This window comes from Parapedobacter soli, assembly GCF_025460835.1.
In the GTDB taxonomy this organism is placed as follows: domain Bacteria; phylum Bacteroidota; class Bacteroidia; order Sphingobacteriales; family Sphingobacteriaceae; genus Parapedobacter; species Parapedobacter soli.
On the sequence record NZ_JAMXAY010000001.1, the window covers coordinates 242,304 to 254,809 of the forward strand.

The window sequence follows — 12,506 nt, forward strand, 5'->3', positions numbered from 1 at the left end:
CACTTTATACTCAGGCTACCGGTTCCAGTGGATCAGCGTAATGGGCCAGCCCATAATTACGGTGCTGGGCCTCCTGACCATGGCTCACGTGCCATTCAAATTCATCCCTAAAATGCCGGATAGCACTAGCTACCGGCCATGCCGCCGCATCGCCCAGTGGGCATATCGTATTGCCTTCGATATTCTTGGCTACATTCACCAGCAGGTCGATATCGCTTGATGAGCCGTGGCCATATTCGATATTATGCAATACTTTCTCCAGCCATCCGGTCCCCTCGCGGCAAGGTGAACACTGGCCACAGCTTTCGTGGTGGTAAAACCGCGAAAAGTTCCACGTGTTCCGCACGATGCACTGGTCTTCATCAAATGCAATGAACCCGCCGGATCCCAGCATTGTACCACTTTGGAAACCTCCATCGGCCAACGACTCGTAAGTCATCAGGCGCGGCTCGCCATTCAGTGTTTTCAAGATAAGATTGGCTGGCAATATCGGCACCGACGATCCGCCGGCCACCACCGCTTTCAGTCTTTTCCCATTGGCAATACCGCCGCAATACTCGTCGGAATAAATAAATTCCTCCACGGGCACCCCCAGTTCGATCTCATAAACCCCAGGCTTATTCACGTTGCCTCCGGCAGAAATCAACTTGGTTCCGGTGCTCCGTCCCACTCCGATTTTCGCATATTCCGCACCACCATCGTTGATAATGGGCACTGTGGCGGCGATAGATTCGACGTTGTTTACCACCGTGGGGCAATTATAAAGTCCGGATACGGCAGGGAACGGCGGTTTGATCCGTGGATTACCCCGCTTACCTTCCAACGATTCCAGCAGTGCTGTTTCTTCCCCACAGATATAAGCGCCTCCGCCGGGCTGTACATACAATTCAAGATTGTAACCGGTGCCTAGGATATCCTTTCCCAGGAAGCCGGCATTTTTCGCTTCGGCGATGGCCCTTTCGAGGATACGTATCTGGGGCATCATCTCACCGCGCACGTAGATGTATGAAGTATTGGCTCCCAGCGCATAACTCGACACGATCATCCCCTCAATCAACGCATGGGGGATATGTGTCATCAGATACCGGTCCTTGAACGTACCCGGTTCGGATTCGTCGGCATTACATACCAAATAACGGGGCACCCCTTCCGGCTTTGCCAGAAAACTCCATTTCATCCCCGTTGGGAAGCCTGCACCACCACGGCCCCGCAAGCCTGATGCCTTAACCTCTTCAACCACCTCGTCGGGGGTAAGCGTCTTCAATGCTTTCTCGACAGCCCGATATCCTCCCTTTTGACGATATACGTCGAAAGTCTGGATACCTGGAACATCGATATGTGTCAATAATAACTTACGAGCCATAATTATCAGCTTTCTGCTGTCAGCTCTCGCCCTTCAGCTTTATTCTTAAGTTCGTCAATCAGTTTGTCTATCTTTTCCTCGGTCAGGTTTTCATAAAAGGTGTATTCAGGCCCGATTTGCAGTACGGGACCGTAGCCGCATGCGGCCATGCATTCCACACCCCGCCAGCTAAACAACCCGTCGGGAGTAACCTCGCCTTCCTTCACCCCCAGCCGCTGCTCGATGTGTGCCATGATGCGTTCCGCACCCACCAGGCAACAGGGTCCCGTGCGGCATACTTCCAAAACGAATTTACCCGGTGGCTGCAGGAAGAACATGGTATAAAAGGTAGCCACCTCATACACCTCAATGGGTTCGAGATTGAGGTAAGCCGCTACGCTGTCCATCGCGGGTACGCTCAACCAGCCATATACCGCCTGCACTTCATGCAATATCGGTAACAGTGCCGACTTTTGCCTTCCTTCCGGATAGCGTGCTACGATTTCGGCAAATTTGCCCAGCATCTCTTCCGTGAATTCCACGGGCTCATTATGTTTTACACTAAGCATCCAATTCTCCTGCTATAATGTTTAAACTACTCATATTGATTATAGCATCGGACAGCAACATCCCGCTGCTCATCGGTGCATACATCTGATAGTTGATGAATGATGGCCTGCGGAAGTGCAGCCGGTAGGGCGATCTACCGCCATCACTGATCAGGTAAAAGCCCAATTCGCCGTTTGCCCCTTCCACGCAATGGTACACCTCATTCTTCGGTGGGTCAACCTCGCCCATCACAATCTTGAAATGGTAAATCAGGGCCTCCATGTTGTTATATACCTGTTCTTTTGGCGGCAGGTAGAAGTCCGGCACATCGGCATGGAAAACACCTTTCGGCTCCCTGTCAATTTTATCGAGCGCCTGCTCAATGATTTTCAGGCTCTCCCACATCTCGTTGTTACGAACGATAAAACGGTCGTAAACATCTCCTTTAGTACCCACGGGGATATCGAAATCAAACTCTTCGTATGATGAGTAAGGTTCGCTTACCCTTACGTCGTAATCGACTCCTGCTGCCCGCAATAGGGGGCCACTCCAACTGTAGCTCAACGCCGTTTTGGCGTCTACTGCTGCCACATCCGCCGTGCGGTCGATAAAAATCCGGTTACGGTTAAAAAGATCTTCAAATTCGCGCAGCACCGGTGGGAACCGCTTTAGAAACTCGCGGATCTTGGCAAATGCCGTATCGTTGAAATCGCGTTCAAACCCGCCTATCCGGCCAATATTGGTGGTGAGCCTGGCCCCACAAATCTCTTCGTATATTTCGTAAATGAATTCGCGTTCCTGCAACACATACAAGAAGCCGGAAAACGCTCCTGTATCCACACCCAGAATACCGTTACAGATGATGTGGTCGGTAATACGCGCCAGCTCCATGATAATCACCCGCATATACTGGACCCGCTTGGGTATCTCGATACCGAGAAGCTTCTCGACCGTCATATGCCAGCCCATGTTGTTAATGGGTGAGGAGCAATAGTTAAGCCGGTCGGTCAATGGCGTGATCTGGTAAAACGGGCGGTGCTCGGCAATCTTTTCAAAAGCACGGTGGATGTATCCAATGGTGGACACCCCACTGACGATGCGTTCCCCATCCACTTGAAGGACATTCTGGAATACACCATGTGTCGCAGGGTGTGTGGGCCCAAGATTGAGCGTAAACAGCTCGTCTTGCGGATCGTTATCGCTAAAAACAGGCTTATTGTGCGTTATTTTAGAAACCGAGTCGCTCATAATATCTTACCTTCCGAAGAAATAGTCTTTCTTGTCTACTTTATTGGAATCCTCCAACGGATACTCTTTCCGCATTGGGAACACCTCCATATCGTCTACATTCAATATGCGGCGGAGATCCGGATGCCCCACAAACTGTATCCCAAAAAAGTCGTATGTTTCACGTTCCATCCAATTAGCGCCATCCCACAGCGCTGTGGCCGTTGGTATCGCCGGGTACTTGCCATCAACGAAAACCTTGATGCGGATTCGCATCCTGTTGATCAGGCTGTGTACATGGTAAACCACAGCCAGTTCCTTATCCTTTTCAGGGTAATGCACTGCCGTAATGTCCGTTAGGTATCCGAATTGCAATTCCCCATCGGTTTTTAGGAATTCGAGGACATCCAATAGCTGCGTTGTATCGGTTTCAACGGTGAGCAAACCGAAAGGCTCCGACACATTGCGGATAGCATCGTCGACAAACCGCTCCTGAAGCCGCTGCAATATACCGTTATTATCGAGTTTAGCCATAAGTCTGTATTCCGTACTTTTCCAGCATCGCTTTGTACTCGGGCGAATTACGTCTGTTCAATGGTTCGTTTTTAACGATTTCCTGCAGGCGCATCACACCATCCAGTATGGCCTCGGGCCGCGGCGGGCATCCGGGCACATATACGTCTACAGGGATAACCTCGTCAATACCCTGCAACACCGAATAGGTATCGAATATCCCACCGCTCGATGCGCAAGCACCGACCGCGATGACCCAACGTGGTTCGGCCATCTGAATATATACCTGTCGAAGTACCGGCGCCATCTTCTTTGCGATGGTACCCATTACCAACAACATATCAGCTTGCCGCGGTGAAAAACTGGGTCGCTCGGCACCAAAACGGGCCAAATCGTAATGGGCGCCCATCGTTGCCATAAACTCAATACCGCAGCACGATGTTGCAAATGGCAATGGCCACAACGAATTGGCCCTAGCCAACCCGATGACCTTATCCAGCTTCGTCGCGAAAAAACCCGACCCTTCCACGCCAGGCGGCGCTGGCGCCAATTTAATATCACTCATGCTTACTCCGGTCTTACCTCAAAAAAAACTCACCTATATTTAGATATAGACGAGTCACAAAATTACAATATATTGACTGCTTATCGGGCTAATTGTATTATTTAGAAACGTTCTAACGTGCCCGGTTCAATCCCACTCTAACGCTTTACGTTTGATGATATAAATAAATCCAAGCAGCAATAACCCCATAAACACAAACATCTCAATCAGCCCAGACAACCCAAATTCTCGGAAGTTTACTGCCCATGGGTACATAAAAATCACTTCGATGTCAAAAATCACGAATAAGATGGCTACGATAAAGTATTTGATGGAAAACGGTTGACGCGCATTCCCGATTACTTCAACGCCCGACTCAAACGCTCCTAGCTTATTCTCGGTCCTTACCTTGGGTCCGATAAGGTGTGTGATGATAATTGTTCCTACGCCAAATCCGGCAGCTACAATCAATTGGATCAATATAGGTACAAAGTCTTGGGGGGTACTCAATAGTTCCGATTCCATCGCGTATACATTAATTAAGGTGGGACAAAGCTAAAAAATAAAGCGCTAATTCAGAAATCAGCGCTTTATTAGATTTGTTGTTCACTTAGCCCCCACGGGGGGACTGCTAATTATGCTATTCGCCAGTGGTGTCCGCTGCCGTTGCTTGTTCCAAGAATTGCATTGTTTGTTTAGCGTATGCATTCTCAGGATCCAGTTTCAATGTTTCCGTTAGGTAATCCCGGGCTTTTTGGTATTCACCGTTTTTCGCACTGATAGCAGCGAGGTTATTGTAAATCTCGATGAAATTGTTCTTGGCCTTTTGCACTTCTGCATCCCCTTTTTCCTTCACCACTTCGATATATTTTTCGAAATAAGGAACTGCCAGCCCCTTAGGTTGCTCATTGTCGTCCAACAGGTTGTTGATCCTGGCTTTGAACAGGTACGCATCTTGCGTGGTTGGTGCCTTTTCAATGACCACACCAAAAGCCGCATCCGCCTTATGCAATAATTCGGTTTCTGCCTGGCCCCGCTCAGCTACAGGTTTTGTAGCAACGGCATAATATGCAGCGTATCCAAGGTAGAAGTTATCGTAGATAAAATTACGCGACGCGGGGGTAGATGCGGCAATCTCAAACACTTTGGACGCATCCACGAATTTCTTGTCGGCGAAAAGTTCTTTACCCACATCGTTCAAGTCATCAGCGATGGACGAGTCGGCGGCAACCGCCTTCTTCAGCTGGGCAATCCCTTCGTTGAACAGCGCTTCTTCCGTAGGGTTACTTTGGGTTGCCAATTTAATATCGGCGAGCCCCAAGTGCAGGTAATCACGTGGAATGATCCGCTCAGCTTCCATACGGGTAAACAGCTTATCCAACGCTTCCTTACTTTCCTGGAATTGTTTGTTCTCATAGGCAGAATAACCCAGGTAGCGCAATACTTTCGGATTGACATCTTCCAGCTGTGCTAATTCCGCTGCCTGTACCTGCAGCTCTTCGTAGTCTTTTACATACACCAGGAAGTCTGCATAACGGATCCGCGAATCTACTGTGTAATCAGTTTTATCCATGTACTGTTTGTAGTACTTCACGGCTTCCTGGTTGCGCGCGTTATAATCTTCAATCGTTGTTGCCGTATTGGCCCACGCGTGGTAGGTCTCGGCCAGTTCGCGGAATGTAGGTGCGTAATCAGGCACCTCTTGGGCAATCTGGTTCAGTCCATCAATCGCTTCTTGCCATGCATGAGACAACCGCGTAATCACTTGCAATTGAACACGTGCGCGCGTCAGTGTGTTATCCAGCAGCGATGCATCGCGGTAGTTCACGTATGCCGGGCTAGCGCTCTCCAGCCCGAAATAAGCGTCGCCTAATGCGAGGGGAATCATGGGGTCGGTTGTGTTTTTCGCTTTCGCCTGGTCCAAGTACTCAACAGCTTTTTGGTAGTTGGGCTTGGGCGCATCAATATAGGCCCGCCCGATATGGTACAGTTCCAAGTAGTCCTTACGTTTTAGCTTGGTGGTCGCCTCTGCAAATTTGGCAGCGGCAGCCGACTCATTGCCTTCGTAAAGCGCAATGATTCCCTGTCCTACCTTATTCAAATTATTCTTTGGATCGGCTACCAACCCTTGATCGAAAAGGACTACTGCAGAATCCAAGTGGTCGTTATGTACGTATACGAGCCCCAAATAAAAGTAATTTTCACCATCTTTAGGCTTATTCTTTACAAGCGTCTCCAACATCTGCTTGGCTTTAGCGAACTGCTCCGCATCAATCGCTTTCTTCGCGTCGTCCAAGCTTTGCGCTTGCACTCCCGTAACCACAAAAGCAAGGGATATACCCCATATCATTGCTTTTTTCATCATTTTTACTCTATTTAGTGTTAAATCTATTACTTCCTAATAATCAATTCCCTCGGCGGCAGGCTATCCGGCATCAGCCCAGACTTCAAGATAATCCGCTGTCCCGACAATCCTGTGAGGAAAGCTGCAAACCCCATGCCTAAACCCTTACGGGGTTCGGCATTGATAATGTAGACCGAACGCGACAATGGGTAAATACCCTCAGCCAAATTCGACTGGGAAGGCTTGTAGAACCCATCCGACCCCGGCTTACCGGCCTGGTTGCGCACCCCGAGTACCTTTATGCCTTCTGCATACCGCTGCAGCGCACTATCAGGCCTTACTACCCAGTTCAAGCCCAGCACACCGATGGTTTGGGGTGTCTCATAGACGTATTTCAATACCTCGCTATTCGACTTCATCGCATATACCCCCTCTGCTGGCAACGAATCCACCTGGGCCAAATCCTTTAGGTAACGTACCGTACTGGAATTCGGGTTATCAAACACCAGTCTTACATCGCCTAACGAACCTCTTCCCCGCATCACATCGATGATGTCATCGACGGTGATTATCGAATCGGCACTGCTTGCATTCACCACCAGCGCGAGCGCATCTTCAGCAAACCGATGCACCCTAGGCCGAAACTGGCGGGCTTCAAAGAACGTCATTTCCTCCGCATTCAACAGCCGGGTCAGCACTGCGACCTCCACTTCGTTGTTCACTAGTTTGGTCACAATCTGATTCTCTTGGGCAGACGACAATTCCACGTCTGCGGCCCTATACAAGTGCTCGAAAACCGCCACTTGTTCTTCCATAATCGGAAGCAATGTCTCGTCTACCAAGACCTGCAGCTTACCGCCCACGATAGTTTGGTTTTCTTTCGGTTTCGGGTTGCTGCATGCCCCCAATACCACCAAGAGTCCAAAAATGTGCCGTAATATTACTAATTTTTTCATAGCTATGAAAAAAATAACCTTTTTTTACTAGCCATTCCTCCTATCGGTTTTGCCAGAGCCGCACAAAACGAAAGAACGAGTATACCACCAATAACAGGCCGAATAACACACGATACGTACTATCCAACTTAAGCGGAAAATCCTTCCAGAAGATAATCACGAGGCCTAATGCGAGGTAAAAACCAAACATAAACAGCCCTAAAATAGACAGAAACCGCTTGGTGGGCGATTTCTGTCTGCCATTATTATCTTTATGATAGTGCGGCACCTTTTTTTATTGCTGAAGGTTAAGCCGGATTGGCAGGGTATACGCTACCCGTACCGGCCTTCCGTTCTGGATACCGGGGCTCCACTTAGCGGCCTTTTGAAGCAGCTTAACCGCCGCTTCGCCCGTACCGTATTTCAAATCCCTCACGATTTTGATATCCGTTAAGCTACCGTCGCGTTCTACAACGAACGACACTTGAACCTGGCCATTCACACCGGCTTCAATAGCAGCCTGCGGGTAATCGTAATTCTTACCTACCCATTCCATGAATGCCCTCATCCCTCCTGGGGGATTCGGATCAATTTCCACCGATTGGAAAATATGATCTGATGCCGTTTCGGTCACTTCAGCGTCTATTTCGCCCTCACCTACCGGCAAATCAATCCGGATTTCTGCATTCGGGTCACCTTCGATGGTCTTCGACCCAGGGTCGGCCAGCTTCAACTGTTCGACCGTAGGCGGCTCTTCATCTTGTACCTGCTCGGCCGGCACCACTTTAGGTTCTGGCATACGCACCTGGTCTACCCGTGGTGGTGGGGGCTCTACTGGTGGAGGTGGGGGTGGCTCCTCCTCGTTCACCGGCGGCGGTTCCGAAAGCACAACTTCCGTCTCTATCAGCCGTTCGACCGGCGCATCTGACTTCATATCCACACCCAACCACCTTGCTATCGCGGGAGCCATGAGCAACAGCACAAAGGCTAGCGAGGCAACCACCAAGCCAATATTGGTGGCCTTGGATGAGAGTTTTCGAAGTTCATAGGCCCCATACTCCTTATTCCGCCCCTCAAACACCACATCGAGCCATTCCTTCTTAAAAATATCTAATTTATTCGTACCAAACATGATCTATTGTTTTGTGTGGTGATTGTTAATCATTGTATAAGCCATCCCGTTCCAACACTTCTATTTCCGGCTCGCTAATGGTTCCGATCATATATTGCTTAGCCCCCACAATGTTCATCTCGTCCAGTATATCCACGAGATTACGGTGTGTGGATTTATCACTGGGCCGTATCACCACGATGAGTCCCTCTCCGGTGCGTTGCGGTATCTCTTCCAGCTTCTGAAGCAAAATCGGGCGGATCCCGTCTTTACCATAGCCTACCACTTCCGGCCCCTCAATCGGGTTACTGTACTCACCCAAGTACCACTCGATTTTATTATTCGAGCCGAGCAACAGGGTCATTGTGCGGGTGTCGGCAATCTCCAACCGGTCTTCTGGATCCTCTTCGTTTTTATCCGGCATAGCCACATCCATGGCATTCGGCTTGTTCAAAGAGGTGGTCAGCATAAAGAAAGTAATAAGCAGGAAGGCCAAATCCACCATCGCAGTAAGGTCTACCCTTCCACCTTGCTTTTTGCTCCTTATCTTGCCGCCTTTCTTGTCGCCGCCGCTATCTTGATTTAATTCTGCCATTGCATTAAAATCTTAATCTATTTAAAAAAACCACCCTAGAAATCCTCATTCCGCAGCGCTGTGATCAGGCTGAACTTATTCACCTTCTGGCTTTGCAGGATATCCATCACCTTCTTTATAGATGGGTATTTCTCATCGGCATCTCCTTTTATCGAGAGCCGCATTTCCTCATTTTTCAGCTCTTTGGTAGCCACCCGTGCGGAATAAATCCAGTGGAACAGCTGATTGGAGAGCTCCTTGGTGGTATCGGCCGGGATACCCGGCTGTAACCCTGGGCGAACACGGTCATTGGCATCCATATTGATGATTTCCTTCAAATTTCCCATCGGTACACCAAATGTTTCCATAACGGCAAAGCGTGTCCGTTCTTCAGGGGTAAAGGGGATGGAGTACTTTTCTGACATCAACTCCAGCATCCGCTCCCTGATATCGCGTCCTTTTACACCGAAGAAAATCTTTCCGTTATCGCCTACGGTGATCAGCCCGAAGTTTTCATCCGGCACCTTCACTTGCGTTACAGACGCTGGCGTATCTACCTCCACTGGCTCCGGCTGTCTTGCTGTGGCCGTCAATATAAAAAATGTAAGCAGCAGAAAGGACACATCACACATGGCGGTCATGTCTATTGTCGTACTTGCTCTTTTAACTTTTGCCCTTGCCATAACGTTTTCCTTATAATTACTATTTACTGATAAGATGCATAGTTATCCGGCTTTCCATAAAACCGGATAAAAAATATGCTACTTGTGGCTCGCCGCATAGGTTTGTACGATGGAAAAGCCCGCTTCATCTATCGAGTAGGTGAGCGTATCTATCTTAGAAGTAAAGATATTGTAGAAAACGATTGCAACTGCAGATGTAGCGATACCTGTTGCCGTATTTACCAAGGCTTCAGAGATACCGTTTGCCAGCTGTGCCGAGTCTGGCGAACCGCCCGTTGCCAACGCTGCAAACGCCCGAATCATCCCGGTTACTGTACCTAATAGACCGGTCAACGTACCGATAGACACCAATGTGGCGATAATTGTGAGGTTTTTCTCAAGCATCGGCATTTCCAACGCGGTAGCCTCTTCGATTTCCTTCTGGATAGCCACGGTGGCCTGCTCGGTGTCTAGGTTCGGATTGGCAGATACATCTTTGTATTTCAACAGACCCGCCTTGATCACGTTCGCTACAGAACCTTTTTGTTTATCACATTCTGCAATAGCTGAATCGATGTTACCACCACCGATCAACGACTGGATGCGGCGCACGAAGTTGCCCACGTTGCCTTTACCTGAAGCCCGGCCTATCACGATGAAACGCTCGATCGCAAATACCCACACCATTAAGAACAGACCCAATAACACAGGAACAATCACACCAGCGTGATAAATCATTCCAAAATAGTTGCCCGGTTTTGGCTGGTTCTCCGGGTCATTATCGATAAAGTTGTTCGGATCGCCCATGATATACTTCCAAACCAATGCCCCGATTATAAAACAGATGATAATCGCCAGGCTTGCAAAGACATTCGAGCTTGAATTGCTTTTCTCCTTTTTTGCTGTACTTGTTTTTGGTGCGTTTGCCATTTTTCTGAATTTTAGACTTTAATGTTGTTAACTATGATTTTTATGTAATTTGTGCAATTTATTCCACGGTCGGCCGCCATCACGGCCAAAGCAAATATAGTGTTTTAAACCAATTATAAAATCTTCGTCAATAATTGTTTAGTAACCCTCTCAACATGCTAGGGGCACGCAGCAGCAGCATCAGCACACCCTAAACAAACCTTGCTTCCGTAACCCAGAGGCAATTTTTTTACAATGAAAACTATTTTTTTTTGTAATTGCAAATTAAACATTCAAATAAATTGGTTTTAGTTGGATACAAACGGCATTTATACATTTATTTTAATAGGCCTGATAACCTCCTGTTTCTACAATAGATTAGGAATCAATAAATTAAACTAACCCTGCCTTAATTACACCCACTCCTTATATATGTTACAATTGTTACGTATGTTGCTTCCTGCTTATCCGCCCACTGGTTTCACCCGGTAACCATCATCCGATAGAAGTTGCACAATGCGCTGTTTGAAATCGCCCTGAATGATGATTTCACCATCTTTTGTGCTGCCTCCCACTCCGCATTTTTGTTTCAGCTTTTTCCCCAGCGCCTCCAAGTCGGCCACAGAACCAACGAATCCTTTCACCAATGTCACCGTTTTTCCGCCGCGCATTTTTCGGTCCAGCATCACACGTAGCTCTTGCTGCCTATTCGGCCGCGTTTCCTCCGTTTCCGTTTCCAGCTCTTGGTAAGCGAAGTGTTCGTCTGTGGAGTATACAATCCCACTGTACCGTTGTCTCTTTTTCATATTTCCTCACGCTCCATGTTTTAGTAAACGATGGTTCTTCGAATAAATTGTCTATTGCTGGCCGATTCAGCAAAGTATGCGCAATGTAGCGGGTTTTATCACAATATCCAACACTGTTCCCATTTCCTTTGGCTCGCCGTCTATATGTACAGCGTCGGCGGTTTCCCTTTCTATGCGGATCTGCTTAGCCGGAATGATTTCCACATACTCGGATTGGTCGGCTGTTTTGTTAAACAGGTGGAACACCATCATCGGAATCGTATACAGCGGGAATTTGTGGATGATACAGACATCCAACATACCATCTGTTACGGATGCCTGTGGTGCCACATAAGCGTTGTTGCCGTACTGGGGTGAGTTAGCCACACTGATCATGAACGCTTCCCGCTCGATAACCTGTCCGTCTATATCCAGTCGATACCGCTTTGGTTTATAGGTGCTGATTTCCCTAAGTACAGCCCTCAGGTAGCCGATAGGCCCACGGATGCTGTCGTTTGCAAACCGATCGCTGACGGAGGCATCAAATCCGATACCGGCCATATTGAAAAACGGGAACTCATTTATCATACCGCTATCAATGGTCAGGTATTCGATTTTGTTCAGCCGCCGTATAGCGGCCCGCTCATTCAGCGGGATGCCCAGGTACAATGCCAATCCATTTCCCGATCCCTCGGGGATGATGCCGAGTACTGTTTCCGTGCCGTTAAGCGCTGCGGCGATCTCATTGATGGTGCCGTCGCCGCCTACGGCAACCACTACATCCACCCCGTCGGCTACCGCCTGAGTGGCCAACTCATTGGCATGGCCTGCATACTCCGTGAAATGGAACGAACTGTCGAACAACGCCGTGTCGAGTTCGGCCATCACCCGCTTCTCGAAACCGGTCTTCCTCCTTCCTCCCGATATCGGGTTGACCACAAATAGAATCCGTTTTTTCTTACCCATTCCGTCGGTATATTCCCTACAAATGTATCAGCATTGTCCATATGT

Annotated in this window: 15 protein-coding genes; all 15 read right to left on the minus strand. The window is 48.6% G+C overall.

Features of this window, described 5'->3' with window-relative positions:
• Positions 1-10 precede the first annotated feature (10 nt).
• Positions 11-1,363: an NADH-quinone oxidoreductase subunit NuoF gene (gene nuoF / locus NGM62_RS00945; RefSeq protein ID WP_262245235.1), complete on the minus strand. Its 1,353-nt coding sequence runs from the start codon at positions 1,361-1,363 to the stop codon at positions 11-13.
• A gap of 5 nt (positions 1,364-1,368) precedes the next feature.
• Positions 1,369-1,911 (minus strand): NADH-quinone oxidoreductase subunit NuoE family protein, encoded by a 543-nt coding sequence (locus NGM62_RS00950; RefSeq protein WP_262245237.1) that lies wholly within the window; start codon positions 1,909-1,911, stop codon positions 1,369-1,371.
• Positions 1,904-3,139, minus strand: coding sequence for an NADH-quinone oxidoreductase subunit D (locus NGM62_RS00955; protein WP_262245239.1), 1,236 nt, complete (start codon positions 3,137-3,139; stop codon positions 1,904-1,906). Before NGM62_RS00955 ends, NGM62_RS00950 begins: the two co-directional genes overlap by 8 nt.
• A 6-nt stretch (positions 3,140-3,145) precedes the next feature.
• Positions 3,146-3,652 carry an NADH-quinone oxidoreductase subunit C gene (locus tag NGM62_RS00960; protein ID WP_262245241.1) on the minus strand — a complete coding sequence of 169 codons (507 nt, stop codon included), beginning with the start codon at positions 3,650-3,652 and terminating at the stop codon, positions 3,146-3,148.
• Positions 3,645-4,196 (minus strand): NADH-quinone oxidoreductase subunit B, encoded by a 552-nt coding sequence (locus tag NGM62_RS00965; RefSeq protein WP_262245243.1) that lies wholly within the window; start codon positions 4,194-4,196, stop codon positions 3,645-3,647. Before NGM62_RS00965 ends, NGM62_RS00960 begins: the two co-directional genes overlap by 8 nt.
• Before the next feature lie 126 nt (positions 4,197-4,322).
• The gene (locus NGM62_RS00970) at positions 4,323-4,700 is read right to left on the minus strand and encodes an NADH-quinone oxidoreductase subunit A (protein WP_262245244.1); all 378 of its coding nucleotides are present in this window, start codon (positions 4,698-4,700) and stop codon (positions 4,323-4,325) included.
• Positions 4,701-4,815: 115 nt separating this feature from the next.
• The gene (locus NGM62_RS00975) at positions 4,816-6,540 is read right to left on the minus strand and encodes a tetratricopeptide repeat protein (RefSeq protein ID WP_262245246.1); all 1,725 of its coding nucleotides are present in this window, start codon (positions 6,538-6,540) and stop codon (positions 4,816-4,818) included.
• Positions 6,541-6,566: 26 nt separating this feature from the next.
• The gene (locus NGM62_RS00980; protein WP_262245248.1) at positions 6,567-7,475 is read right to left on the minus strand and encodes a PstS family phosphate ABC transporter substrate-binding protein; all 909 of its coding nucleotides are present in this window, start codon (positions 7,473-7,475) and stop codon (positions 6,567-6,569) included.
• A 40-nt stretch (positions 7,476-7,515) separates the two neighbouring features.
• Positions 7,516-7,743, minus strand: a complete 228-nt coding sequence (locus NGM62_RS00985) for a hypothetical protein (RefSeq protein ID WP_262245250.1) — start codon at positions 7,741-7,743, stop codon at positions 7,516-7,518.
• Between the two features lie 6 nt (positions 7,744-7,749).
• The gene (locus tag NGM62_RS00990) at positions 7,750-8,586 is read right to left on the minus strand and encodes an energy transducer TonB (protein ID WP_262245251.1); all 837 of its coding nucleotides are present in this window, start codon (positions 8,584-8,586) and stop codon (positions 7,750-7,752) included.
• Between the two features lie 25 nt (positions 8,587-8,611).
• Positions 8,612-9,160 (minus strand): ExbD/TolR family protein, encoded by a 549-nt coding sequence (locus tag NGM62_RS00995; protein WP_262245261.1) that lies wholly within the window; start codon positions 9,158-9,160, stop codon positions 8,612-8,614.
• Between the two features lie 35 nt (positions 9,161-9,195).
• Entirely contained in the window at positions 9,196-9,822 is a 627-nt protein-coding gene (locus tag NGM62_RS01000) for an ExbD/TolR family protein (RefSeq protein WP_262245263.1), read from the minus strand.
• A gap of 78 nt (positions 9,823-9,900) precedes the next feature.
• On the minus strand, positions 9,901-10,731 hold the full coding sequence (locus NGM62_RS01005; protein WP_262245265.1) for a MotA/TolQ/ExbB proton channel family protein: 831 nt from the start codon (positions 10,729-10,731) through the stop codon (positions 9,901-9,903).
• Positions 10,732-11,174: 443 nt separating this feature from the next.
• Positions 11,175-11,516 (minus strand): translation initiation factor, encoded by a 342-nt coding sequence (locus tag NGM62_RS01010; RefSeq protein WP_262245267.1) that lies wholly within the window; start codon positions 11,514-11,516, stop codon positions 11,175-11,177.
• A 66-nt stretch (positions 11,517-11,582) separates the two neighbouring features.
• A complete protein-coding gene (locus NGM62_RS01015) occupies positions 11,583-12,461 on the minus strand; it encodes a diacylglycerol/lipid kinase family protein (RefSeq protein ID WP_262245269.1) in 879 nt (292 codons plus the stop codon).
• Positions 12,462-12,506 lie beyond the last annotated feature (45 nt).

What these genes read in the sequence shown, in the direction of transcription:
- nuoF (WP_262245235.1), bottom strand. Translation starts at nt 1,363, where the DNA reads ATGGCTCGTAAGTTATTATTGACACATATCGATGTTCCAGGTATCCAG.
- NGM62_RS00970 (WP_262245244.1), bottom strand. Translation starts at nt 4,700, where the DNA reads ATGGAATCGGAACTATTGAGTACCCCCCAAGACTTTGTACCTATATTG.
- NGM62_RS00990 (WP_262245251.1), bottom strand. Translation starts at nt 8,586, where the DNA reads ATGTTTGGTACGAATAAATTAGATATTTTTAAGAAGGAATGGCTCGAT.
- NGM62_RS00960 (WP_262245241.1), bottom strand. Translation starts at nt 3,652, where the DNA reads ATGGCTAAACTCGATAATAACGGTATATTGCAGCGGCTTCAGGAGCGG.
- NGM62_RS00980 (WP_262245248.1), bottom strand. Translation starts at nt 7,475, where the DNA reads ATGAAAAAATTAGTAATATTACGGCACATTTTTGGACTCTTGGTGGTA.
- NGM62_RS00950 (WP_262245237.1), bottom strand. Translation starts at nt 1,911, where the DNA reads ATGCTTAGTGTAAAACATAATGAGCCCGTGGAATTCACGGAAGAGATG.
- NGM62_RS01005 (WP_262245265.1), bottom strand. Translation starts at nt 10,731, where the DNA reads ATGGCAAACGCACCAAAAACAAGTACAGCAAAAAAGGAGAAAAGCAAT.
- NGM62_RS00955 (WP_262245239.1), bottom strand. Translation starts at nt 3,139, where the DNA reads ATGAGCGACTCGGTTTCTAAAATAACGCACAATAAGCCTGTTTTTAGC.
- NGM62_RS01000 (WP_262245263.1), bottom strand. Translation starts at nt 9,822, where the DNA reads ATGGCAAGGGCAAAAGTTAAAAGAGCAAGTACGACAATAGACATGACC.
- NGM62_RS01015 (WP_262245269.1), bottom strand. Translation starts at nt 12,461, where the DNA reads ATGGGTAAGAAAAAACGGATTCTATTTGTGGTCAACCCGATATCGGGA.
- NGM62_RS01010 (WP_262245267.1), bottom strand. Translation starts at nt 11,516, where the DNA reads ATGAAAAAGAGACAACGGTACAGTGGGATTGTATACTCCACAGACGAA.
- NGM62_RS00995 (WP_262245261.1), bottom strand. Translation starts at nt 9,160, where the DNA reads ATGGCAGAATTAAATCAAGATAGCGGCGGCGACAAGAAAGGCGGCAAG.
- NGM62_RS00965 (WP_262245243.1), bottom strand. Translation starts at nt 4,196, where the DNA reads ATGAGTGATATTAAATTGGCGCCAGCGCCGCCTGGCGTGGAAGGGTCG.
- NGM62_RS00975 (WP_262245246.1), bottom strand. Translation starts at nt 6,540, where the DNA reads ATGATGAAAAAAGCAATGATATGGGGTATATCCCTTGCTTTTGTGGTT.